Consider the following 23914-nt stretch of genomic DNA (forward strand, 5'->3'; position numbering starts at 1 on the left):
GATCCAGCGTTCTGCGCCTGCAACGTATGCGGGCGAATGGCCTGCCAGATCGCAATCGAAAATCGCGTCCGAGTGCGTCGCCGCGTAACGGAGCGTGAGCAGCCAGTGGCCGAGAAACGCGCGATACACCTGCAAGGGCGGCAAGGTGGCGATATGGTCCTTGAAAAACGTGAGACAGGTGTCGAATGAGGGCGCGTCGCCGCTTGCGTCCTGGGGAAGCTGCGGCAGGTCGATATGGAGCGCCTCGAGGGCCTGCTGGACCATTGGCACCTCCCGGTTCAGCGCGAGAACGGCGAACGGGACCGCCACGAAATGCGGGTTCCGGTGCGCGGCAAAAAGCTGCCAGCACGACTGCCACTGCGAAATCGGATTCTTCTCCACGACGATATGTACGGCGTCCGGGAAGGCCGCGTGAAACCAGTGGAGACGCCCCAGCGAGCGGCAAAATTTCAGCACCGGCACGCGGCCCTGTTCCTGTGAGGCGCGCATCAGGGCGCGCACATAAGCCTCGATGCGATCGGCGTCCTGCGGCGTCTCTCCATCAAAACGGTCGATCGCAAAGGCCGCTTCGTAGCCGGCAATCCCGGCAACGTCCGGCGTCATCAGGTCCGCGTATTCGGCGAAGTAGGGTTTCTCGAGCGCGGGATGGCCCGAGCGCCAGCTGTCCGCCGTGCTGCTCGCGAGTTTGAGTGGATCGATCGTCGCCAGCATTTCGTGCAACGGCTCGTAGTAGGCGGTCACGTTGTCGAGCCGGCGAAAGCATGACCATAGCCACGTCCCGGCAGTTCGATAGCCGGTATGGAGAAATACGGCCTGGCAGTTTGATTTCATGAATTCTGGATCAGGTGAAGGTACGAAACGCTCGCGGGAACCGGGCTCGAACCAGGTTCGCGGGCGCTCGATGGACGACTGCGCCGTGCGGAGCGGCCATCGCCGGATGGCCACGCGCTCCGTACAACGGCGCCAGGGGAGTCATGCGAAGTGGAGCGTGGCGCGCATCTGCTCGAATGCGCGAGAGACCTGCCTGACGGACAACATGTATTTCCAGTAGCGCTCTTTCAGGAAGCCGGTCGGCAGATAGGTGCTGCCGATCAGCACCTGCCCCGCGCCCCAGTCGGGTCGCCAGGTGCGCGCAATCCCGCGGCGCATGAACAGCGACAGGGTGGGAATGTGCAGGCTCGACGCGAGATGGCCGATGCCCGAATCGTTGCCGATAAACCAGCCGGATTCGAACACCCAGGCGGCGACGTTATCCAGCGAGCCAAGTTCGGGCAGAGTCAGGCCGAACCGTTCGATGTGAATCCAGTCGGCGCGCTCCTGCGGCGCCACGACGAATTCCGGACTGTAGCCGAGCGCCCGCAGCCGGATCGCGAGGCGGATGAAGCGCTCCGGCAGCCAGCACTTGTCGGCCGTGCTCGCGGTCGGGTGAATGGCCACGCGCAGCGGGTTTTTCCGGTGCTGCAAGCCCGCGGGCGCCGTCATGCCGTTGCACTTGTGCGCGCTTGTCAGCCGGAGTTCATCGTGACAAAACCGCGCCAACCGGTCCGCCATCGACTCATGCGAGCGCACGCGGCAGATGTGATCCAGAAAAATCACGCGCGGATGGAACTGCTCGAGCCCGGCGAACGGCTTCTCATGATGCATCTGGATGACCGTGTCGAAACCGGCGAGGGTCGCCGCCAGATCGCCGACAAGCAGGTCACCGCCCGTTTCGACGCCCGGAAACCACTCGCGCAGGGATTCGATTTGCCGTCCGAAGACCGTGACCGCGACGCCGTCGCGCTGAAGGTTTCGCGCGATCGTCATCATCAGCAACGAGTCACCGATTGCTGCCGAAAGCACTAACGCCACGCGTGATACTGACTGAACGGCCGGCCACATAGGTCCATCCGGATGACGCGCCCGCTGCTGGGAGAGCGCTTTGCCCGTTCAGAGGGCGGACTGCCGACATCTGAACGAGGTGCAGTCTAGAACCACGTCATATTAATCATGTTACAAACTCGTTTACTGATCATTACGATAGTCAGTCGAACCCCATTTACCGCAATGTGAATTTGAAGGGTTCGCGAATCTGGATTGGTGGTGCCACGAGGAAATGTCAAAGACGCTTGACGACGCAAACATCGAGCTGAGTGAATGCCCCATTGTTTTAAGACGACTAACCGATTTTTATCTTGCCAATCTGCCGCACGAGAGTTACCGGGTAACTCATAGTTTGAAATACGTATTTCATGATGTCTGGAGTCCGTAACAAATCGAGCCGGTTCCACTCACCTGCAAACTGCAATATCAACTTGATATCGAAGACCTAGACGCGAGTACCATCGGGTAATGCGTCTGCGCCGGGCAACTCAGGCGCTTCGACAGATGGATAGATGACGCGAATAATCTGCTGTAATTTCATCGCGCAATTACGTGCCTCGACGGGCGCGTTCGCCTCCATGGTTTCGAGCAGAATCACGAAGGTGGCGAGGAATGCGTCGGCTATCGGTGTCTCGCGCGCATTCTCGCGGAGAAACGCAATATAACCGAATAGTGTCCTGACGAACTCCGCCTGATGCACAGCAAACTGCTCATCATTTAATTGGGCGGCGGGGGAGACTTCAAGCGCGTGAGGATTTAACGCGATTGGCAACAGGATGCGAGGGAGTTCGCTCATTTAACAGGCCTCGAGAGCTCAGGAGCCCAGTGGGAATGGGATCGGCTTACCCGGGCATCAACAGGCGATGCGCAGCCATGTTATAACTGTCGAATGTATTTGACGTATTTCCTGATCTTTTGATTTTTTCATTCAACCCGAATTACGTCAAGTCAATTTGACATTCATGTAGCTATCGAATTCAATGCACGATTGGAACGCCCTATTCGACGAGGTTAAAGCGAAAGGCCAGTTCGGTAGCGATTCCCAACTGGCGGACGGCCTCGGTCTGACGCGCGCCCAGATTTCGGCGTGGCGCACCGGCAAGAGCGATCTCGGCACGCTGACCAAGCTCAAGCTGCTCGACGTGCTGGGCCATGCCGATCTGCGCTCCGCCGTGCTGAGCCTGTTGCCGGAAAAGAACCGCGAGCAGTTGATTGCGCAACATCTGCAACTCGCCGAACGAGTCACGCGCGGCACGGCAGCGCGACAGCCGGAACCGGCCGGGACGCAACCAGGCGAAGTGCAACTGGAGGACAACCGCCTGCTGGCTGCCTTGCCGGTCGAAGAGCGCGAGCGGCTCACGCCCTTCCTGTCGCCGGTCTCGATGCCTTTGGGTCATGTCGTGTACGAGACGGGCGACCGTCTGAGCCACATCTACCTGCCGACCACGGCGGTCGTGTCCATGCTGCATGTCATGGAGAACGGCGCGTCAGCGGAAATCGCGGTGGTAGGCAACGACGGCCTGCTCGGCGTCGCCCTCTTCATGGGCGGTGAAGCCATGCCCAGTCGCGCGATCGTGCAAAGCGCCGGCGAGGCATACAAGCTGAGCGGCGATGTCATGCGCCGTGAGTTCGCGCGCGGCGGCGCAGTCCAGCATCTGTTCCTGCGCTATACCCAGGCACTCATCACGCAGATGGCGCAAACCGCCGTCTGCAACCGCCACCATTCGATTGCGCAGCAATTGTGCCGTTGGCTGCTGCTGACTCTCGACCGGCTCGAATCGAATGAGATCCGCATGACGCAGGAACTGATCGCGAACATGCTGGGTGTGCGCCGCGCAGGCGTGGCCGAAGCCGCCAGCAAGCTGCAGCACGACGCCGTCATCCGCTACCGGCACGGCGTGATCGAAGTACTTGACCGCGCCGCGCTCGAATCCTATTCGTGCGAGTGCTACGGGGTGGTGAAGCGCGAATGCGACCGGCTGTTCAGCGGGTTGTTCTGAGCGCGTCGCTACGGGCAGCGCGCACCTTCCGACTGTCTCGGGCCCGCTGTGGCCCCGTATTCAGGTATTGACCTGACGCATTTACCCGCCTATAACCATCTCACCACCATCCCATTGGATGGTTTTTTAGCAGATGGCAAACGGATGGAAAATGGCGGCCAAACTCACCGGACAGTCCCTTAGCGTCGCGCCTCGTCCCAAAGGCGGCGAGACGGAGAAGATCACCATCAATCTCGGTCCGGTCGATCTGGGGCAGATCGATTTGCTGGTCGAAGAGGGTTTTTACGCGAATCGCACCGACCTGATTCGCACGGCGATCCGCAACCAGTTGGCAATCCACGCGCAAGCGGTTGGCGAAACCGTGTCGCGCCGCGCGCTCGTGCTGGGTCTGCAGCATTTCTCCAGACAGGACCTCGAAGCGGTGCGCGCGGCGAATCAGCAGCTTGAGGTTCGCGTACTGGGTCTCGCCAGCATCGCCTCCGACGTCACGCCTGAACTGGCGCTGGCCACGATTGCCTCGATTGAAGTGCTGGGCGCGTTCCATGCGTCATCTGCGGTCAAGGCGGCTTTGGCTGAACGAATCAGCTAGCCCTGCCCCCACTCGAACCGGATACCCGTAATGAAATTCAACCAGGATTTACTGTCCTCGATGCAGGAAGCGCTGCAGACCTTGCGCAGCGGAGGGCCGCTCGAAGCGACTGCTGTGATCCAGCGAGCGCTGCGTGGCCATACCGACGACGCCGCTCAACCCGCGCGAGCGCCGCGCGACAACGCCGGCGAAGCGCTGCATCTGCGCGACGGTGTCTGGCAGCCGGCTCAGGCCGCTCCCGCTTCGTCCCCGACACAGGCAGACGCTGCGCCGCAGACTCCCGACGCGACGCCCGAAGCGCGTCGACACGCCGATACCGCGGAGAGCGGCCGCTTCACCGCTCATACGTACGCGAACCAGGCCGGCCGGCGCAACTACAAGCTTTACGTGCCGCGCAGCTACACCGGCACACCGCTGCCGCTCATCGTGATGTTGCACGGCTGCACCCAGGACGCCGACGATTTCGCAGCGGGCACGCGCATGAACCGGCTCGCCGACCAGCACAACTGTTTCGTCGTCTATCCGATCCAGCCGCAAAGCGCGAATCCGTCTAAATGCTGGAACTGGTTCAAACCCGCCGACCAGCAGCGCGAGCGCGGCGAGCCGTCGCTCATTGCCGGCATCACGCGCGACGTGATGGCGAATCACAGCGTCGATCCGGCGCGCGTGTACGTTGCGGGCCTCTCGGCAGGCGGTGCGATGGCGGCGGTGATGATCGAAACCTACCCCGAACTCTATGCAGCAGCCGGCGTGCACTCGGGTCTGGCGTATCGCAGTGCGCACGATTTGCCGTCGGCACTGGCAGCGATGAAAGGCGGCAAGCGCAAGGGCAATCAGGCGGCGGCGCTACCGCAGCGGCCACTCATCGTGTTTCATGGCGACGCCGATAAAACGGTGCACCCGGCCAATGGCGGCGAACTGTTGAAGGGCTTCGACGGAAGTCAGGTCGAGAGCACGGAAAGCATCGGCGGCGAGCGCGGCGCTCGCCTAAGCACGCGGCAACTGCGCACGGCGGACAACGGTATGGCGTCGGAGTACTGGCTCATCCATGGCGCGCCGCACGCATGGGCCGGCGGCAGCGCAGAGGGCTCCTACACGGATACGCGCGGACCGGACGCCAGTGCCGAAATGCTGCGCTTCTTTCTCGCGCATCCTCATCCGCAACTCCAACCGCAACCGCACTAGAAGGCGGCGGGACGCAAGACCTGACGACGATCCAGACGCTCAGTGATCGGTCATGCCAAGCAGATCGCCGTTCGTGATCACGGCGGCGATCCACCTGCCCAGTTCCTGGCGGTTCATTTCAAGCAAACGCTCGGGCAGGCCCGGCGCGTTGGCCGCACCCAGCAGGTTGTGCAAGGCGAGAAACGCCTTGGTTTGCGAGTACATCACGTGAGCGAGGCGCTTGCGCGCTTCCGGATAAGCCTGCCCCACTGCATGCGTGTCCTCGATCGCATGTATCAGTTTTTCGCTGACGTAACTGAGCGGCACGCCCTCTCGGATTTCCAGGGTCGTGTACGCCGGACCATTGGATGACATCTTCAGACTCACAGCCAATCCTTGCAAATGTTCAGACGCGTTATACGACTTTATATGTATGCCTAATTACATGTATGCCGCGACGCGGGCCGCCACGGATCGTACCCGGAAAGACTCATCCGGTCTGCCAAATGTTCGCGTGGATTTGTGCGGTTTTTTCATGAGCGCGACACATGTACGTGCCTGATTGTCGATGCCATTGTTCGTACCTGATCCGCGCGACGCATTAGACCACCTGACATGCTGCGTCTCCATAGGTGAATGCGCTCAGTCGACCCGCCTGGATGCCTGCCAAATACGCCAACACTCAGCACTATTCCGTTGAGCACCCCGTAGCGCGTCCTATACTTTCAAAATCATTTCGCCTCGCTTCGTCTTCCTTCCCAAGAGGCGCAGACGCGCCCGCATTCGTTGGCGCAATCTCGCGGCAAGCACACGTACCCAACACGCCGCATCCCACCATTCAAAGTAGCGCCAGCCTCACCAGGAGGTTTCCCATGGTCAACCTATCCAGCAATGCAATTGAAGAGCTCAAAGCTGCGACGAGAGGGCAAGTGCTGCTGCCTGCCGATCCCGCTTACGAAGAAGCGCGTCACATCTGGAATGCGATGATCGACCGTCGTCCAGCTGTGATCGTGCGCTGTGCGGGCGCCGCCGATGTGCGCCGCGCCGTCGGGTTCGCGCGCGACAACGGCGTGCCGCTCGCCGTGCGCGGCGGCGGCCACAATATCGCGGGAACCGCGATCTGCGACGAAGGCCTTGTGGTAGACCTGTCGCTGATGAAATCGGTGCGCATCGACCCAGTCGCACAACGCGCCTATGTCGAACCGGGCGCCACGCTCGCGGACTTCGATCACGAAGCGCAGGCCTTTGCACTCGCGACACCGCTCGGCATCAATTCGACTACCGGCGTAGCGGGTCTCACGCTGGGCGGCGGCTTCGGCTGGCTCAGCCGCCGCTACGGCATGTCCATCGACAATCTGATCTCCGCCGACATCGTCACCGCCGACGGTCATCTGCTTCACGCGAATAACGACTCGCACGAAGACCTGTTCTGGGCGATTCGCGGTGGCGGCGGCAATTTCGGTGTGGTCACGATGTTCGAGTTCGAACTGCATCCGCTCGGGCCGCAGATTTACGGCGGTCTCGTCGTGTTGCCGCTCGAACAGGCTAAGGAAGCGCTTGTGAAATACCGTGAGGCCGTGCGGACCATGCCGGACGACCTGACCGTCTGGGCCGTCTTGCGCCTCGCGCCGCCGCTACCCTTTTTGGCGCCGGAGGTGCACGGCAAGCCGATCATCGCGTTTGCAATCTGCTATAGCGGCCCACTTGAAAACGGGCCGCGCATGGTCGAGGAGGTACGCAGTTTCGGCAAGCCGTATGGCGAGCATCTGGGTCCGATGCCCTATGCCGCTTGGCAACAGGCCTTCGATCCGTTGCTGACCCCGGGCGAGCGCAACTACTGGAAGTCGCACAATCTTCTCGACCTGGAGGACGGCTTGCTGGATACGCTGACCGACGCGCTCGGCAAGCTGCCGTCGCCGCAATGCGAGATCTTCTTCGGCTGTATTGGCGCGCAAACGAGCCGCGTGCCCGTCGACGCCACCGCCTATCCGAGCCGCGACACCAACTATGTGATGAACGTGCATGGCCGCTGGAGCGATGCCAGTGACGACGAGAAATGCGTCGGCTGGGCCCGTGACTTCTTCAAGGCCTCGGCTCCGTTCGCGCAAGGCAGCGTGTACGTGAACTTCATGACGCAGGAAGAAAGCGATCGGATCGGCGCGGCCTACGGTCCGAATTACGCGCGGCTTGTCGAGGTGAAAAACCGCTACGATCCCGGCAACCTGTTCCGCCAGAATCAGAACATCAAGCCTGACGCGTCGTAGGCGCGGCTATCAGCCTGGCCGCAGGAATGCGCACCGCTGCCGGAGTATTCAACCGGCAGCCGGTGGGCATTGGCGCGCGCGTTGCTGCGTTCGTCGGCGCATGCGGCATCAGCGGAGACTCGCATAAACGCGCGTATCGCGAAGCACGCCATCCGCCGTCACGCGCTCATGACGCAGCGTGCCTTCGTGAGTCATTCCAAGCCGCTCGCACAATCGCCAGCTCCGTTCGTTCAGATCGTCGGTCAGCGCTTCGACGCGGCGCGCGCCGAGCGACTCAAAAGCAAAGGTGAGCATCGCCTCGACGCCTTCGCTGATCAGCCCCTGCCCCAGATACGACGTGCGGCCCCACCAGCCCACTTCGAAGGCCGGCACCGCCCAGCGCGGATCGTGGATACCGCCGCAGCCCACGACCGTCCCGGTGCCTTTTAATAGCATCACAAAGGGGAAATCGCGGCGCGCCGTGAAGTTGGCAAAGCCGGTGCGCGCGAAAGCCTCTGATGCTTCGACAGACGGCTCGTACACCGCCCATGGCAGCGACGCCGGGAATCTGCGCAATTCATCCAGCGCCTCGACGACGGCTTCGAAAACCTTCTGACCGTCACCGGGCTGCGGACAGCGAAGCGTCAGCCGTTCGGTATGCAGCGTGTCGGGCACATCGAGCAGAATGGGTTGCATGGGTCGTGGTTATGGTTCGCGTTTTTCAAGGTAATCGACCAGCATGCGGGCCGGCAACGGCAGCGTGTCGAAGTTGCGCGCGACGATCAATAGGGGCCTTAAAGACCAGGGCTCGTCGAGTTCGACCACGCAAAACGGCGCCGACTGCAAGTACGGCGTCACACTGCCTTCGGGCAGCACGCCAATGCCGAGTCCGGCGCCGACCATATTGCGCACGCCCTCGAAGCTCGTCACTTCGATGCGCACGCGCAGCCGTTTGCCGTAACCCTCGGCGGCGGCCCGGCATAGCTTCGGAATGGACGTACCGTGCGGCATACCGACGAAGTCGTCGTTGAGCGCCTCGTCGAAACTCACGCGGCGCCGCCGCGCCAGCCGGTGACCCGCCGGCACGATCAGCACCAGCTTGTCAGTGCGGTACGGACGCCATTGCAGGTCGCCGAGCGAATCCTCGCTAGCCGAGCAAATGCCGAGATCCGCGACGCCGCTCGCAATCGCCTGCACCACTTCGTCACTGGTCTTCTCGACCATGTCGATGCGCACTTCCGGATTCGCAAGCAGAAACGAGTGCAAGACGCCCGGCAGATACTGGACCATCGCGGTGAAATTCACGTAAATCCGCGTATGGCCGCGCAAGCCCTCCGAATACTCGGACAGTTCATCGGAGATCTGCTGAAGATGCTCGATGAGCCGCTTGGCGTGGTGATAGAGCGCCTCGCCCGCAGGCGTCGCCTGTACGCCGCGGCTGTGCCGATACAGAAGCGGCGTGCCGGCGTCGCCCTCGAGGTCCGAGACGCGCTTACTGACCGCCGATGCCACCAGATGCGTGCGCCCCGAAGCCGCAGCAATGCTGCCCTCCTCGACCACCGCCACGAAAATCCGCAGCGACTCCATGTCGAAGCGCACGGGCCGGTCTGCTGCAACGCGCATCCTCACTCCCTGATCCTGGTTTTTCCGGTACCCGGCATCGGCCACCCATCGCGTTTGACGATGCCTGCATTGAAGATTGAGAAGTTTTCAAAACGCCTGACAGCCCGCATCCTTCAGCTACTGAGCATCGACCGGCATCGCGCCGCCTGCCCGGCAGATCAGGCAAGCATCGCGTTTCACGATTCTATGTCGGCGCGGCGGCTTTGTCCCGCGCGGGCGCCGGCCGGCATGCACCCTACGCCTCGTCACCGGCATACCCCGGATAAGGAACCGCATCCATGAGTGCCACACTGTTCTCGCCCTTCGAACTCGGCTCGCTCAAGCTGGAGAACCGCATCGTCATCAGCCCGATGTGCCAGTACAGCGCCGTCGACGGCTCGGCAAGCGCCTGGCATCGCACGCATATCGGCAATCTGTCGCTGAGCGGCGCCAGCCTGATGCTGCTCGAAGCAACCGCCGTAGAAGCCGCGGGACGCATCACCTCGTCGTGCCTCGGCCTCTATTCCGACGCGAACGAAGCGGCGCTTGGCGCCGTGCTCGAAGGGGTGCGCGAGTTCAGCGACATGCCGATCGGCATCCAGCTGTGTCACGCCGGACGCAAGGCGTCGAGCGAGACGCCGTGGCGCGGCGGCTCGATGATCGCGCCGGAAAACGGCGGCTGGCGCACTGATGCACCGTCCGCAGTCGGCACCACGGATGAAGAAGCCCCGCCGCTCGCCCTCGATCGCGCCGGTATGGAGCGCATCCGCGAGGCGTTCGTCGACAGCGCGCGGCGCGCGGCACGGCTGGATCTGGCCGCGATCGAACTGCACTTCGCGCATGGCTATCTGCTGCACCAGTTCCTGTCGCCCATTTCCAACCAGCGTACCGACGCATACGGCGGTTCGCTCGAGAACCGGATGCGTTTCCCGCTCGAGGTCTACGACGCGGTACGCGCGGTCTGGCCGGCGCACAAGCCGCTCGGCGTGCGCGTGTCGGCAACCGACTGGATCGAAGGCGGCTGGGACCTCGAACAGACCATCGAGCTGGCTCGGCGCCTGAAGGCGCGCGGTTGCGACTGGCTCGACGTGTCGACGGGCGGCCTGTCGCCGCTGCAAAAGATTCCGGTCGGCCCGCACTATCAGTTGCCGTTTGCCCGCGCGGTGCGCGAAGCGACCGGCATGAAGACGATGGGCGTCGGCCTGATCACCGACGCAAAAGAGGCCGACGCGGCGATTCGCAACGGCGATGCCGACCTCGTCGCACTGGCGCGCGCGGTGATGTGGGATCCGCGCTGGCCGTGGCACGCCGCCGCGCAACTGGGCGCGACCGTCAAGGCGCCGCCGCAATACTGGCGTTGCGAGCCGCGCGGCGCAGGCCGCGTGTTCGACGGCGCGGCATTCGGCCAGCGTTAGCCTTATTCTTGAGCGCACACTCGCACGCGCAAGTCGGCGCCACGACCGGCACGCGCAGCAGGCACATCTGATGAAAGCATAAAGGAGACACACCATGGAACATGGACAGGCCGCCGTCGGCACCCGCAGCCGCTGGTACGACGGCCTCACGGCAATGCATTGGCGCGTGCTGCGGGCCAGCTTTCTCGGCTGGATCTTCGACGGCTATGAAGCGCTCGCGCTCGTCGTGGTGCTGGGGCCCATGCTGCATTCGGTGCTCTCCCCTGCACAGGCGGCCTCGCCCACCATCTACGCCGGTCTCGTGATTGGCATCACGTTGCTCGGATGGGGCGCGGGGGGGTTGATCGGCGGCATCCTCGCTGACTATGTCGGCCGCAAGCGCATGATGCTGTGGTCGGTGTTTCTCTATGCGGTGCTGTCGGGTTTGACCGCGTTCTCGCAGACCTTCTGGACACTGTGCGCGCTGCGCTTTCTCACCGGCCTTGCGATGGGCAGCGAATGGAGCACCGGCATCGCACTGCTGTCGGAAACGTGGCCGGAGCAGGCGCGCGCCAAAGGCGCCGGCTTCCTGCAATCGGGCTTCGGCTGGGGCACGCTGATCGCCGCGGTCGTGTGGTACGCGCTGTCGTCGACGCATCCGCTCGGTGCCGAAACGTGGCGTCTGATGTTCGTGCTCGGCGCGCTACCCGCGTTTTTCGTGCTGTATATCCGGCGCGGCGTGAACGAGTCGGAGAAATGGCAGCGTGCCGTGCGCGAGAAACGCTGGAGCGCGACCAACGCGCAGCCGGGTGCGGACGCGGCGCAGGCCGCCGGCAAGCGCCCCTTCACGCTGGCCCAACTCTTCAGCGAACGTGAAGCCCTGCGCCGCACGCTGATCCTGCTGGTGCTGTCGATTGTCACGACCGTCGGCTGGTGGGCGATTTCCAGCTGGCTGCCGACCTTCACGGTGGCGCTGGCCAAAGCCGAAGGGCTGCCGGACGCATTGTCATGGGGCTCGAAAGTCTCGATCTCATACACGGTCGGCGCAATCGTCGCGTATCTCCTCGCGGGCTTCATCGTGGACGCGATTGGCCGGCGCGCGTTTCTGTCGCTCACCTTCGTCGGCTCGCTGCTCACGACCTTCATCACCTACCGGCTGACCTCCAGCGTCGAAGCGATGATGATCGTCGCGCCCATCAACGGCTTCTTCACGCTGGGCTGCGCCTATGTGTGGATGGCCATCTACCCGTGCGAGCTGTTCAACGTCACGGTGCGCTCGACGGCAATCAGCTTCGTCTTCAACGCTGCGCGCCTGATTGCGTGGGTATTTCCGATCGTCGCCGGCAGCATGATCAAGTCGTTTGGCGGGGTATCGCAGGCGGCGCTGGCGCTCGGCTCGGTGTATCTGATCGGCATTGTGCTGCCGTGGTTTTTGCCCGAAACCCGCGGCTCCGGCATGCCCGACTGAGGGTGCCGACTCGACCTGTCCCCGTTTCGCTGCGCCGCTGCATGCACGGCTCCCGCTCAGGAGCACTGCGCGCAGCGGCGTTCGCCTTTGCGGTTCATTGGCGTGCCCTTGAAGCGCCGCGGCAGCAGACCCTCAGCTAGCGCGCGAAAGGCCCCCGTCGGCCCTGGCTGACCAATTGCAAGCAAACTGACAAATTTTCTAAGATAATGCGCGCTACCGTCGCCGACACGACCGCGGCATGGGCCTGCGGCGACCCGGCAAGTGCTGTGACTTCGCCAAAATTTCATTTAACTACAGACATCTAGGGGATCACGTTGGAACCCAACCCTCCAGCCGGCCGGTCATGGCTCTGGCTCATCTTGCTCATCCCGTACATCGCGTTGTTATGGCTGCCCTTCTATAACGACACGCGTCCGTCGTTCGCCGGATTCCCCTTCTTCTACTGGTATCAGTTCCTGTGGGTGCCGCTCACTTCGCTGCTGATCTATGTTGTCTACCGGGGTATCAAATGAGCGACGTGATTCCAGTCAATCCGGTCGCGATGGCCGTATTTATTTTCTTCTTCCTGCTGGTCACCGTCGTGGGCTTCTTTGCCGCGCGCTGGAAGCGGGGCGACCTGACGCAATTGCATGAGTGGGGTCTGGGTGGCCGCCAGTTCGGCGTGATCATTTCGTGGTTCCTCGTGGGCGGCGACTTCTATACCGCCTATACCGTGATCGCCGTGCCGGCGCTGGTGTACTCGGTGGGCGCGTATGGCTTCTTCGCGCTGCCTTATACGATCATCGTCTACCCGTTCGTGTTCGCCGTGATGCCTAAGCTGTGGAAGATCGCGCATGCGAAGAACCACATCACGGCAGCGGACTACGTGCACGGCGAGTACGGCGGCAAGTGGTTTCCGGCAGCGGTCGCACTGACCGGCATTGTCGCGACGATGCCGTATATCGCGCTGCAGCTGGTGGGTATGCAGGTGGTGATCAAGGGCCTCGGCGTGAACGGCGAAATGCCGTTGATCGTCGCCTTCGTGATCCTTGCGCTCTACACATACACGAGCGGCCTGCGGGCGCCGGCCATGATCGCCTTCGTGAAGGACATCATGATCTACATCGTGGTGATCGCGGCAATCTGGCTGATTCCGTCCAAGCTGGGCGGCTACGGTCAGGTGTTCGACGCGGCGGATCACTACTTCAAGGCGAAGGGTGGCGCGACCGGCATCATCCTGAAGCCGACGCAGTTCACCGCGTATGCATCGCTCGCACTCGGCTCGGCACTGGCGGCGTTCATGTATCCGCATACGATGACCGCGGTGCTGTCCTCGTCCTCCGCTGCTACGGTGCGCAAGAACGCGATCTTCCTGCCGGCTTATACGCTGCTGCTCGGTCTGATTGCGCTGCTTGGCTACATGGCGATTGCGGCAGGCGTGCATGTGAAATCGGCTTCGGATGTCGTGCCGACGCTGTTCGGTACGCTGTTCCCGTCGTGGTTCGTCGGCTTTGCGGCGGCGGCCATTGCGATCAGCGCGCTGGTGCCGGCGGCCATCATGTCGATTGGCGCGGCGAATCTGTTCACGCGTAACCTGTGGCGTCCGATCATCGCGCCGAATCAGTCGGCGGCATCGGAAGCGTCGACGGCGAAGGTCGTTTCGCTGGTCGTGAAGTTCGGCGCGCTGCTGTTTATCGTGTTCCTGCCCACGCAGTATGCGATCGACCTGCAACTGCTCGGCGGCGTGTGGATTCTGCAGATTTTCCCGGCCATCGTGTTCTCGCTGTACACGCGTCGCCTGAATACGCCGGGTCTGTTCCTCGGCTGGCTGGTCGGCATCGTGCTCGGCTCGGGGCTGGCTATTTCGCAGGGCCTCAAGCCGGTGTTCGCGCTGCATCTGGGTGAGGCGACGTATCCGCTGTATATCGGCCTGATTGCATTGGCTGCGAATATCGTGGTGTCGTTCGTGGTGTCGCTGGTGACGCCGAGGCGCGCCAGCGTTTAACGGACGCAGCTTCGACTGTTGACCGGCTCAGGCTTTAGCGAGCCGGTCCAGTTTTGCCTTGATGTGGTATGAGCCGGTGCGCTTAGGCGTAGCCGGCTTTTTTGTTTGTCCCGGGTCTTTGCTTGAACGGGACTAGTGCGCATTCGCCTGTTCGGCTCGCGCTTTCAATGCGGCGTTCATTGCCTTCATACTTTCGGCCGTGCTTGCCACGACATCCTCAGTCAGCTTGCCTGCGAGAATCCCCGTGAACTGCTCGCTCTGGATGAAGTGCGTGCGATTGCCGGCCGGCTCGAGCACGAATCGATGCTCGCCATCAAAGATGCCCGGCAGCCACACGGAGCCCTTCCAGCGCAGCTCCTGCAACGGCCGGACAGCAAGCAGCCTGGGATGAAACACCATCGCGTCCTCTCCTGACCCTGCGACGAATTCGATCACGCTACCTTCACGCAACGCGCCATCGAGGCGTGAGATTTCCGGATTCCAGCGTGGGTAATCGGCGGTGTCGGTGAGAATGGTCCAGACGGCTTGCGGCGGACTGTTGATCCAGACCTCGGTGTGAATCGATTCGTCGTGATGCAGTGCGAGCATGACGCACACGCCCACGAAGGCGAGCGCGGCGAAGACCGGAATGAGACGCTTGGCCAGCCTCAAGATGGATACCATGGCGATGGGCTTGAAGAATTGCTGACGCGCAATGCGTCGCACAAACGACCGGGCGCCAACCCTGCGCCCGGTCGTCTACATCATCGGCTTAGTGCTTCGGCTGAAAACCCGCCACGCCCATTTGCCACAGCGCAAACGACCACTCATCGGCCGTTTCATTCGCACGCTGCGACAAGCTCGAACCCATGCCGTGGCCCGCGTCATAGTCGACCCGCAGCAAGACTGGACGCCCACTACCCGTTGCCACCTGCATGCGTGCGGCCATCTTCAGCATGTTCGAAGGCGACACGCGCGGGTCGTTGGCGCCCGTCGTGAACAGCACCGCGGGGTACGGCGTGCCGTCATAAATGTGCGTGTACGCGCTCATCGCATAGAGGCCGTGGAAGCCGGCTTCGGTTGATGTCGACCCCATCTCCGGCACATTCGGCGGACCATTCGGCTCGGTTTCGAAGCGCAATGCATCGGACACGCCCACGTCGTCCAGCACGACGCGGAACAGCCCCGGGTCGATTTCCATGGCGCCGCCCATCACGATGCCGCCCGCGCTGCGGCTATTCGCAGCCAGAAACTTCGACTGCGTATAGTGCTCGTCGATCATGTGCTGCGCCGACGCGTTGAAGTCGAGCATCGTGTTGATCTTCGTGAGCTTCGTACCGGCATGATGCCAGGCTTCGCCATATTCGCCGCCGCCGCGCATATGCGACACGGCGATGATGCCGCCATGCTCGATCCACACCTGCCACGCGGGACGATACACCGGGTCCATTGAAATGCCGTAGCTGCCGTAACCGAACACAATGGTCGGGTGCGTGCCGTCGCGCTTCACGCCCTTCTGCGCGATGATCGACACCGGCACGAGCGTGCCGTCGTAGCTGGTGGCAAATTCATCGTGCGCTTCGACCTTGTCCGATTCCGTCTTCGAAGCCGGAATCAGCCCCGTATCGGTCGCCGCGTCGGTGCCTGGATCGTAGGCAATTTCACGCGGCGCCTTGACCCAGCCTTGCAGCGAGAACATCACGCCGGGCACGTGCGGATCCACGGCGAGGTCCGCCACCGTACCCGCAAACGGCAAACCGATCGACTTGCTGTGCTTGCCGTCGAACGACACGCGCTGCAGCTGAAAACTCGCACCGGCCCGCTCGCCGATATACATCGCGTCGCCGGCCAGGTCGAATGAATCGAGCACGTTCTGACCTTCGGGCACGATCACGTCGGCATGCGCGACATCCGGATGCCCGAGCGGCGTCGCCAGAATCTGGAAGCGCGACGCGCCCTTCTGCGACAGGAAGTACAAACGATCGCCACGCAGATGCACTTCGGTCACGCCATCGTCCGGCGTGGCGATTTTTTGCCATGGCGTATCGGCACCGTGAATCTTGTCGAGCGGCGCAACGTAAAAGGTATTCGGCGCGTTGTCCATGTTGCGATTCACCACGGCAACCGCATACGCCGAATCAGGCGACAGCAGCACATAGGTGCCCTGACCTTCCGGCACGTCGAGCTTCGCCGACACGCCGTGGCCAAACACGGCCTCATCGCCGTCGCCGTTCGGGTTCTGGCCCAGCACGTGCACGAAGGTCGCCGCGTTGTATTCGCTTTGCGCAGGCGGCGTATCCGGACCGGCCTTCGGATAACGCAGATAGAAGAACGAGCGGTTGTCGTTGCGCCACGAGACGACGCAATCGCTCGTACGGTCGATGCTCTCCGCGAGCTCCGTGCCGCTTTGCAGATCCTTCACGTGCAGCACGCTCTTTTCCGAGCCGCCTTCGGAGATGCCGTAGGCCACATAGCGGCCGTCCCACGAAGGCGAATACCAGTCGAGCGCGTAGTGATGCGCGCTGTCCTTGGCGAGGCTGGCCGGGTCGACCACCAGATGTTCTTCACCGTTGATGCCGTCGCGATACGCGAGCTTGGGCACGCTCGCGCCTGGCTCCATCACCTGGTAGAACAGGCGCTCGCCGCGACGCGCGAACATGCTGCGGCGCAGGTCGTTACCCATCACCGCTTCGATGCTTTTCGCCATCGGCGCGCGGCCCGGAATGCTGTCGAGAATCTTGCGCGTGTAAGCGGACTGCGCCTTCATCCAGCTCTGCACTTCCGGGTCGTTGAGGTTCTCCATGTAGCGGTAATTGTCGACGACCGGCGTACCGAAGTAGGTATCCGTTACCGGACGCACCGGCGCGGCAGGGGGTCCATCAGCCGACCACGACGCCCCCGCGGCGCCGAGTAAGGTAGCTGCAAGCGTGACCGCCAGGAAAGTCTTTGTTGGTTTCATTCAAGCTTCCAAAGGTACGAGGCGCCGCAAGATTAACTCGACTCGCGCCGGCATGCCTAGATGATCAATAAGTCGCAGACAGGGCGCATGATCCTGCGCCCTGACCATTTCCGCTCTACGGTTTCGGCTGAAAGCCTGGGGTTCCCATCTGCCACAGTGCAAACGACCATTCGTCAGCCAGCTCGCTGGCGTGTTGCGCGATGCTCGAACCGAAGCCGTGACCCGCGTCATAGTCGATGCGCAACAGCACCGGCCGGTTGCTGCTCGTGGCCGCTTGCACGCGCGCCGCCATTTTCAGCATGTGCCATGACGACACGCGCGGATCGTTGGCGCCGGTCGTGAACATCACCGCCGGATAAGGCGTCCCGTCGTGGATATGCGCATAGGCGCTCATGGCGTAGAGACCATGAAAACCGGCTTCGGTCGCGGTAGAACCAAACTCGGGAATGTTGGGCGGCCCATTCGGTTCGGTTTCCGAGCGCAAGGTATCGGAATCGCCCACGTCGTCGAGAATCACGCTGAATAGGCCTGGGTCCACCGTCAACGCGCCGCCCATCACAATGCCGCCTGCGCTCGCGCTATTGGCCACCAGATACTTCGACTGCGTGTAGTGCTGGTTGATCATGTAATGCGCGGACGCGATGAAGTCGAGGATGGTATTGATCTTCGTGAGCTTCTGTCCGGCGCGGTGCCAGTCGTCTCCATACTCGCCGCCGCCGCGCATATGCGACACGGCGATGATGCCGCCATGTTCGATCCACGCCTGCCAGTCCGCGTCATAGAACGGATCCATCGAAAGGCCGTAGCTGCCGTAGCCGAATACGATGGTCGGATGCGAGCCGTCCCGCGTCACGCCCTTCTTCGCGATGATCGATACCGGAATACGCGTACCGTCATAGCTGATGGCGAATTCTTCATGTGACTCGATGTCGCCGGTTTCCGTCTTCGACGGCGGCACGATACCGGTGTCCGTCACGGCGTCCGTCTTCGGATCGTAGGCAATTTCGCGCGGCGCCTGGACCCAGCCCTGCAGCGAGAACATCACGCCAGGCAGATTCGGATCGGTGGTCAAGCCTGCAATCGTGCCCGCGAAAGGCATGCTGATCGACTTGCTGTCCTTGCCGTCGAACGACACGCGTTGCAGCTCGAACCCCGAGCCGATGCGCTCGCCAACGTAGATCGCATCGTTCGCCAGCTCGAACGAATCGAGCACGTTCGGGCCTTCGGGCACGACCACGTCCGCGTGGGCGACATCGGGCGTGGCAAGCGGTGTCGACAGAATCTGGAAGCGCGAAGCGCCTTTCTCCGAGAGGAAGTAAAGGCGATCGCCGCGCAGACGCACATCGGTCACACCGTCTTGCGGACCGGCGATTTTTTGCCACGGCGTATCCGCGCCATGCACCTGATCGAGACGCGCGACATAGAACGTGTTGGGGTTGTTGTCCATGTTGCGGTTGGCGACCGCCACGACGTACGGCGAATCGGGCGACAGCAGCGCGTACGTGCCCTGACCTTCCGGCACGTCGAGCTTCGCCGACACGCCACGCCCGAACACGGCGTCATCGCCATCGCCCTGGGCGTTCTGTCCCAGTACGTGCAGGAAAGTGACGGCGTTGTATTCGGTTTGCGAGGGCGGCGTGTCAGGACCCGTTTTCGGATAGCGCAGATAGAAAAACGACGCGTTGTCGTTACGCCACGAGACCACGCAATCGCTCGTACGGTCGATGCTTTCCGCGAGCTGCTTGTCCGTCTTCAGGTCGATGATATGCAGCACGCTCTGTTCCGAGCCGCCTTCCGAGACACCGTACGCGACATAGCGGCCGTCCCACGACGGCGAATACCAGTCGAGCGCGTAGTGATGCGTGCTGTCCTTCGCGAGCTTTGCCGGATCGACCAGGATATGTTCCTCGCCGCTCACGCCATCGCGATACGCCAGCTTGGGCAAATTGGCACCGGGCTGCGTCACCTGGTAAAAGAGCCGGTCGCCACGACGCGTGAAGCTGTCGCGACGCAAATCCGCGCTCGACAATTCCTTGATGCGTTGCTGCAACGCGGCGCGACCAGGGATCCTGTCAATTACCTTGCGCGTGTAGCTGGCTTGCGCTTTCATCCAGTGCTGAACTCGCGGGTCCTTCAGGTTCTCCATGTAGCGGTAGTTGTCGATCACCGTGGTGCCGAAGTAGGTGTCGGCGACCGGATGCACAGGCGCGACCGGCGGACCATCGGCGGACCAGGCGGCGCTTGATCCGGCGAGGAGTGTGGAGAGAAGCGTAACGGCCAGGAAAGTCTTTGTTGGTTTCATTGGAGCTTTTCAAGGAACGAGGCGCCGCAAGGGTAACCCGACTCGCATATGAACGACTAGCAGATCAATAAAGCACCTAAAGGCAGGCGGGTTTATTGCGGCAAGCGCATGGCGAAACCGCTAAGGCTAACGCCGCACACTCTCAAGATATCTTTGCGCTTCTGCTTCGATCCATTCCGTGAAATGAATCTGCTGCTGACTCAGGACATCGCGTTGCGGCCAGACAAGCCAGTACGGATACGGATAAGGCACGCACACTTCGCTCAGCTGCACCAGCTCGCCGCGCGCGATCGCATCGGCGACGAGGCTGCGGCGCTCGAGCGCGATACCTCTTCCTGACAGTACGCAGCCCAAAATAATATTGGAGTCGTTAGCAGAAAATTCGATCGTTGCCGGTTCGTGCACGTTCGCCGCGTAGCACCAGTCGCTCCACGGCGCGTCGGTGCCATGGATCAGTGTGCTCGCAACGATCTCTTTCGCGGTTCGCGGCAAACGCCCGCCGCACAAGTGCGGCGCGGCGACCACCACGAGTTCGTCCTTGAACAGCTTCTTCTGTACGAGGCCGGGCCAATGTCCCTGCCCCATGCGCACGCCCACGTCGGCCACGCCGTGCCGCAGGTCTTGCAACTCGAGACTGGTCTGCAAACGAATGCGGTAATGCGGATGCTTCGCGCGAAAGCCATGCAATCGCGGCACTAGCCAATGCAAGGCGAACGAAGGCAACGTGGCGATGAGCAGCTCGCCGTCGTCAGGCCTCGCTTGTACGACGCGCGTGGCGTTGACGATGTCGCGCAAAGCCGAACGTATTTCCAGTGCATACAGGCGCCCTGCTTCGGTGAGACGCAAGTTGCGCGCCTCGCGCGCGAACAGCTCCACGCTCATCGCTTCTTCGAGCATGCGAATCTGCTGGCTGACCGCCGAGTGCGTGACATGCAGCTCGCGCGCGGCCTGCGTCACGCCACCCAGCCTGGCAACGGCTTCGAAACACCTCAAGGCGGTCAAGGACGGGATGTTCGTCATGTAAGATGATCTAACGTTAAGCGTCTATTTTCGTCGCTTTTCATTTGCCGGGCGCGCCATTACGCTATGCGTAGGTGCAGCATAGGGGCAGCCGTCCAGCCGGCATGGCTCAACCCCGAGTGCTTCCTTTCAATGATAGGGATTCTAACGGGAGGGGTATGAAGTTGATCGGCATGCTGGATTCGCCTTACGTCCGCCGGGTGGCGATCTGCCTCAAGTTATTGAAGCTGGAATTCGAGCATCAGTCGGTCTCGGTCTTCAGCACCTACGAAACGTTTCGGCAGATCCACCCCGTCGTCAAGGCGCCAACCCTGATCCTCGACGACGGGCAGGCGCTGATCGACTCGACCTTGATCCTCGACTACGTCCAGACACTGCCGCATTCGGGCGTTGCCCTCGCACCGCAAGAACCGGCCGCACGGCTGCGTGCGACGAAGCTCACGGGGCTCGCGCTCGCGGCCTGCGAGAAGACCGTGCAGATCGTCTACGAACGGAATTTACGGCCGGCGGACAAGCAACACGAACCGTGGGTCGAAAGGGTGCGCGCGCAACTATTCGCCGCGTGCTCATTGCTCGAAGACGAACTGACGGCAGCGCCGTTGCCCATGAAAGCGGATGCACTCGATCAGGCAAGCGTCACGATTGCCGTGACGTGGCGATTCATACAGATGATGCTGCCGGAGATCGTCGACGCAAGCGCGTATCCAGGCTTGCGCACGTTCTCCGAATGGGCTGAACAGCAACCCGTCTTTGTGGAAACACCGCCAGTCTGATGCTTGTATGTGAGTGGCGCAGTGCTTATGCGCCTTTCGACAGATTCTCCATTCTCACCGAAATCTTAAACACCCTGCGAGGCTGTGCATGCTTTTCGATCCGTCCCGCCACGAACCCTTGCAAGCGATCGAATGGGACGAGATGCGGGTAAGAGACACGATCGCCCGTATCGTCAGTGACACCGAGACACGTATGACGGCGGACGGGCTATGGCCTGCGCATCCGCGCGACGGCAATACCGCGGAGAATCCGCTTGCACCTTTCGTGCCGCTCTATCACGGCGCATGCGGCGTGGTATGGGCGCTCGATTATCTGGCTGCGGTAGGCGCAGTCAAGCTGCAGCGCGACCCCTTCGAGCATGCCGATGCATTGCGCGTCAAGAATCGCGCATGGCTGGAGGAAAACGACAGCAGCGACTTCGCGTCGTTCATGATGGGCGAGCTGCCGTGGTTGATGCTCGAATACGGACGCGCTCCCACTGAAGTGCTCGCTGACCGGCTGGCCGAACTCATCAGCAGCAACATCCGGCAACCCGCGCGAGAACTCATGTGGGGTTCGCCCGGCACGCTGCTGGCCGCATCGTTTCTGCATGAACGCACCCAGGATGAACGCTGGGCCACCCTGTTTCGCACAACCGCCAGCCAGCTCTGGTCGGAGCTGAAGTGGTCGGAAGAGTATCGCTGCCACTACTGGATGCAAGACCTGTACGGCAGCCAGTCGACGTATCTCGATGGCGTGCACGGCTTCGTCGGCACCGCGCTGCCGTTGATCCGCGGGCGGCATCTGCTCGACGCCGACAGCTGGCAAGAGTGGCAGCGTTGCATCGTCAATACGCTGCAACGCACCGTGACCATGGAGGGGGACCTCGCAAACTGGCGTCCCCTTCTCGTCATGCCCGAGGATCGCAAGTCTCGCATGCTGATGCAGTTTTGCCACGGTGCGCCGGGCTTTATTGTTTGCCTCGCGCAATTGCCGTCGTGCGAACTGGACCCGTTGCTGATCGCAGGCGGCGAAGCAATCTGGGCGGCCGGGCCGCTTACCAAAGGGTCGAACCTGTGTCACGGCACAGGCGGCAACGGTTATCCGTTTCTGTGCCTCTACCAGCGCACGGGGGACGTCAAATGGCTGCAGCGCGCCCGCGCCTTCGCGATGCATAGCATCGCGCAGACCGAGGCTGACGAAGCGGCCCACGGGCAGATGCGCTATTCGTTGTGGACCGGCGACCCGGGCTTTGCAATCTACTTGTGGGACTGCCTGCGGGGTCAAGCCGCGTTCCCAACCCTGGACGTGTTCTACGGCGACGACGCGCCGTGACCTGACCCCGCCACGAACCCTCAAACCCGCGCATCGGCCCGCAAGCGTTTGTCGCGCACCGCGACATCCGCTTGCACCGGCTTCACCTGCCGTCCGCCTTGCAGCAGATAAACGCCGCCGAGTATGCACGCCATGGCGAGCAGATGCAGCGGCCGAATCGGCTCACCCGCAAACGCCAGTCCCATCAGTAACGCAACGACCGGCGGAATGTACGTCACGCTGGAGGCCGCGAGTGCGCCGAGCCGCTGCACGATGAAGTAGTACAGCATGTAGGCAACGCCGGTTCCCAGCAGACCGAGCCCGAGTACCAGACCGGCGAGCGCGCCCGTGTGGGCGGTAATCCGCGTGATGCCGTGAAAGTCGGTGATGGCGCTCAGCATCACCAGCGCGAAGCCGATCTGCCAGGTAGACAGCGCCAGTGGCGACAGGTCGAGGCGAGTGAGGAAACGCCGCGCGTAGGCGAACGAGCAACCGAGGCTCAGCGACCCTGCCACCATATACAGCACGCCGCGCAGATCGACGCCTCCGGCGGCGCCCGTCCACGGATGCGCAATCAGCAGCACACCCAGAAAGCCGCATACAACCCCGGCGATCATGCGGCCGCTCGGGCGCTCGTCACGCAGCAACGCCCACACGCAAAGAAACGAAAACAACGGGATCGCGCCGCTCAACATGCCCGCCACGCTGGACAGCAACAGTGCCGCGCCCTTCGCAAACGCGTAGTAGTAGACGCTCGTGGCCAGCAGCGACATCACGATGAAATGATGCGCGTGCCGCACATGACGCCACTTCAGCGCGCGGGTCGCAAGCGCCAGCGCGAGGATGGGCAGCAAGCCGAACAGTACGCGCAGAAAGACGATTTGCGCCGGCGAGATCCACACGCTCGCCCACTTCATGAACAGAAAGTTGCTGCCCCAGATGAGGCCAAGCAAGGCGAAGGCGAGATAGGCGGGGTTCATGTCAGGGGCCTCGAACAACAATACGATGCCCCGATTGTCGCGACGCCGCCGATGCGGTACAAACGATTAGTTTTCTCCGATGCGATAGAAAAACTCTTCCATGCGAGCCATTCCTCCCCTGAAGGCCCTACTGGCGCTAGAGTCGGCCATGCGGCTCGGCAGTTTTACTTTAGCGGCGGACGAATTGAGCGTGACGCCCGGCGCGGTCGGCCAGCAGATCCAGAAGCTGGAAGCCTGGTTAGGCATCGCGCTGTTCGTGCGCCAGATCCGCCAGGTGACACCGACCGCCGAGGGACGCGC

The 23914-nt window shown here is 62.3% G+C and carries 22 protein-coding genes; 11 read left to right on the forward strand and 11 right to left on the reverse strand.

Translation table 11 applies throughout. The features are described 5' to 3' along the window. From VGH41_RS17135 to VGH41_RS17145, 3 genes are all read right to left on the reverse strand, one after another. A partial coding sequence (locus VGH41_RS17135) for a hypothetical protein (protein WP_331598693.1) occupies nt 1–831 on the reverse strand: 831 nt, incomplete at its 3' end. A gap of 141 nt (nt 832–972) precedes the next feature. Further along, the gene (locus VGH41_RS17140) at nt 973–1809 is read right to left on the reverse strand and encodes a glycosyltransferase family 9 protein (RefSeq protein WP_331598694.1); all 837 of its coding nucleotides are present in this window, start codon (nt 1807–1809) and stop codon (nt 973–975) included. 499 nt (nt 1810–2308) lie between these two features. Then, nucleotides 2309–2659, reverse strand: a complete 351-nt coding sequence (locus VGH41_RS17145; RefSeq protein WP_331598695.1) for a hypothetical protein — start codon at nt 2657–2659, stop codon at nt 2309–2311. Between the two features lie 184 nt (nt 2660–2843). Here VGH41_RS17145 and VGH41_RS17150 point away from each other — a divergent pair, with 184 nt between their 5' ends. The 3 genes from VGH41_RS17150 (at nt 2844) to VGH41_RS17160 (ending at nt 5637) form a co-directional block, all read left to right on the forward strand. Then, nucleotides 2844–3863 carry a Crp/Fnr family transcriptional regulator gene (locus VGH41_RS17150; protein ID WP_331598696.1) on the forward strand — a complete coding sequence of 340 codons (1020 nt, stop codon included), beginning with the start codon at nt 2844–2846 and terminating at the stop codon, nt 3861–3863. Between the two features lie 151 nt (nt 3864–4014). Next, complete coding sequence (locus VGH41_RS17155) at nt 4015–4452, forward strand: CopG family transcriptional regulator (RefSeq protein ID WP_331598697.1); 438 nt, start codon at nt 4015–4017, stop codon at nt 4450–4452. Between the two features lie 30 nt (nt 4453–4482). Further along, entirely contained in the window at nt 4483–5637 is a 1155-nt protein-coding gene (locus VGH41_RS17160; protein WP_331598698.1) for a PHB depolymerase family esterase, read from the forward strand. Nucleotides 5638–5676: 39 nt separating this feature from the next. Here the strand turns inward: VGH41_RS17160 and VGH41_RS17165 are convergent, their stop codons facing one another. Next, entirely contained in the window at nt 5677–6003 is a 327-nt protein-coding gene (locus VGH41_RS17165; protein WP_331598699.1) for a hypothetical protein, read from the reverse strand. Nucleotides 6004–6488: 485 nt separating this feature from the next. On the opposite strand from VGH41_RS17165, the gene VGH41_RS17170 reads away from it, so the two are divergent. Then, nucleotides 6489–7880: an FAD-binding oxidoreductase gene (locus tag VGH41_RS17170; protein WP_331598700.1), complete on the forward strand. Its 1392-nt coding sequence runs from the start codon at nt 6489–6491 to the stop codon at nt 7878–7880. Nucleotides 7881–7988: 108 nt separating this feature from the next. Here VGH41_RS17170 and VGH41_RS17175 read toward each other — a convergent pair whose 3' ends face one another. Together VGH41_RS17175 and VGH41_RS17180 are read right to left on the reverse strand one after the other, a co-directional pair. Further along, on the reverse strand, nt 7989–8555 hold the full coding sequence (locus VGH41_RS17175; protein ID WP_331598702.1) for a GNAT family protein: 567 nt from the start codon (nt 8553–8555) through the stop codon (nt 7989–7991). A gap of 9 nt (nt 8556–8564) precedes the next feature. After that, complete coding sequence (locus VGH41_RS17180) at nt 8565–9482, reverse strand: LysR family transcriptional regulator (protein WP_331598703.1); 918 nt, start codon at nt 9480–9482, stop codon at nt 8565–8567. A 278-nt stretch (nt 9483–9760) separates the two neighbouring features. On the opposite strand from VGH41_RS17180, the gene VGH41_RS17185 reads away from it, so the two are divergent. The 4 genes from VGH41_RS17185 to mctP all read left to right on the forward strand — a co-directional run bounded on the left by VGH41_RS17185 (nt 9761) and on the right by mctP (nt 14307). Continuing rightward, on the forward strand, nt 9761–10876 hold the full coding sequence (locus VGH41_RS17185; RefSeq protein ID WP_331598704.1) for an NADH:flavin oxidoreductase/NADH oxidase: 1116 nt from the start codon (nt 9761–9763) through the stop codon (nt 10874–10876). A gap of 94 nt (nt 10877–10970) precedes the next feature. After that, nucleotides 10971–12323: an MFS transporter gene (locus tag VGH41_RS17190; protein ID WP_331598705.1), complete on the forward strand. Its 1353-nt coding sequence runs from the start codon at nt 10971–10973 to the stop codon at nt 12321–12323. Nucleotides 12324–12637: 314 nt separating this feature from the next. After that, on the forward strand, nt 12638–12835 hold the full coding sequence (locus VGH41_RS17195) for a DUF3311 domain-containing protein (protein WP_331598706.1): 198 nt from the start codon (nt 12638–12640) through the stop codon (nt 12833–12835). Then, nucleotides 12832–14307: a monocarboxylate uptake permease MctP gene (gene mctP / locus VGH41_RS17200; protein ID WP_331598707.1), complete on the forward strand. Its 1476-nt coding sequence runs from the start codon at nt 12832–12834 to the stop codon at nt 14305–14307. Before VGH41_RS17195 ends, mctP begins: the two co-directional genes overlap by 4 nt. Nucleotides 14308–14439: 132 nt before the next feature. Here the strand turns inward: mctP and VGH41_RS17205 are convergent, their stop codons facing one another. From VGH41_RS17205 to VGH41_RS17220, 4 genes are all read right to left on the reverse strand, one after another. Further along, nucleotides 14440–14970, reverse strand: coding sequence for an SRPBCC domain-containing protein (locus VGH41_RS17205; RefSeq protein WP_331598708.1), 531 nt, complete (start codon nt 14968–14970; stop codon nt 14440–14442). An 88-nt stretch (nt 14971–15058) separates the two neighbouring features. Then, complete coding sequence (locus VGH41_RS17210) at nt 15059–17245, reverse strand: prolyl oligopeptidase family serine peptidase (RefSeq protein WP_331598709.1); 2187 nt, start codon at nt 17243–17245, stop codon at nt 15059–15061. A 115-nt stretch (nt 17246–17360) separates the two neighbouring features. Then, complete coding sequence (locus tag VGH41_RS17215) at nt 17361–19547, reverse strand: prolyl oligopeptidase family serine peptidase (RefSeq protein WP_331598710.1); 2187 nt, start codon at nt 19545–19547, stop codon at nt 17361–17363. A 126-nt stretch (nt 19548–19673) separates the two neighbouring features. After that, nucleotides 19674–20567, reverse strand: coding sequence for a LysR substrate-binding domain-containing protein (locus VGH41_RS17220; RefSeq protein WP_331598712.1), 894 nt, complete (start codon nt 20565–20567; stop codon nt 19674–19676). A 158-nt stretch (nt 20568–20725) separates the two neighbouring features. On the opposite strand from VGH41_RS17220, the gene VGH41_RS17225 reads away from it, so the two are divergent. Both VGH41_RS17225 and VGH41_RS17230 read left to right on the forward strand, forming a co-directional pair. Further along, nucleotides 20726–21340: a glutathione S-transferase N-terminal domain-containing protein gene (locus VGH41_RS17225; RefSeq protein WP_331598713.1), complete on the forward strand. Its 615-nt coding sequence runs from the start codon at nt 20726–20728 to the stop codon at nt 21338–21340. Nucleotides 21341–21428: 88 nt separating this feature from the next. Beyond that, the gene (locus VGH41_RS17230; RefSeq protein WP_331598714.1) at nt 21429–22655 is read left to right on the forward strand and encodes a LanC-like protein; all 1227 of its coding nucleotides are present in this window, start codon (nt 21429–21431) and stop codon (nt 22653–22655) included. A 20-nt stretch (nt 22656–22675) separates the two neighbouring features. Here the strand turns inward: VGH41_RS17230 and VGH41_RS17235 are convergent, their stop codons facing one another. Next, the gene (locus VGH41_RS17235; protein WP_331598715.1) at nt 22676–23614 is read right to left on the reverse strand and encodes a DMT family transporter; all 939 of its coding nucleotides are present in this window, start codon (nt 23612–23614) and stop codon (nt 22676–22678) included. 100 nt (nt 23615–23714) lie between these two features. On the opposite strand from VGH41_RS17235, the gene VGH41_RS17240 reads away from it, so the two are divergent. Beyond that, on the forward strand, nt 23715–23914 hold a 200-nt coding region (locus VGH41_RS17240), incomplete at its 3' end, for a LysR family transcriptional regulator (RefSeq protein WP_331598716.1).

Source organism: Paraburkholderia sp. (assembly GCF_036488795.1).
Taxonomy (GTDB): Bacteria; Pseudomonadota; Gammaproteobacteria; order Burkholderiales; family Burkholderiaceae; genus Paraburkholderia.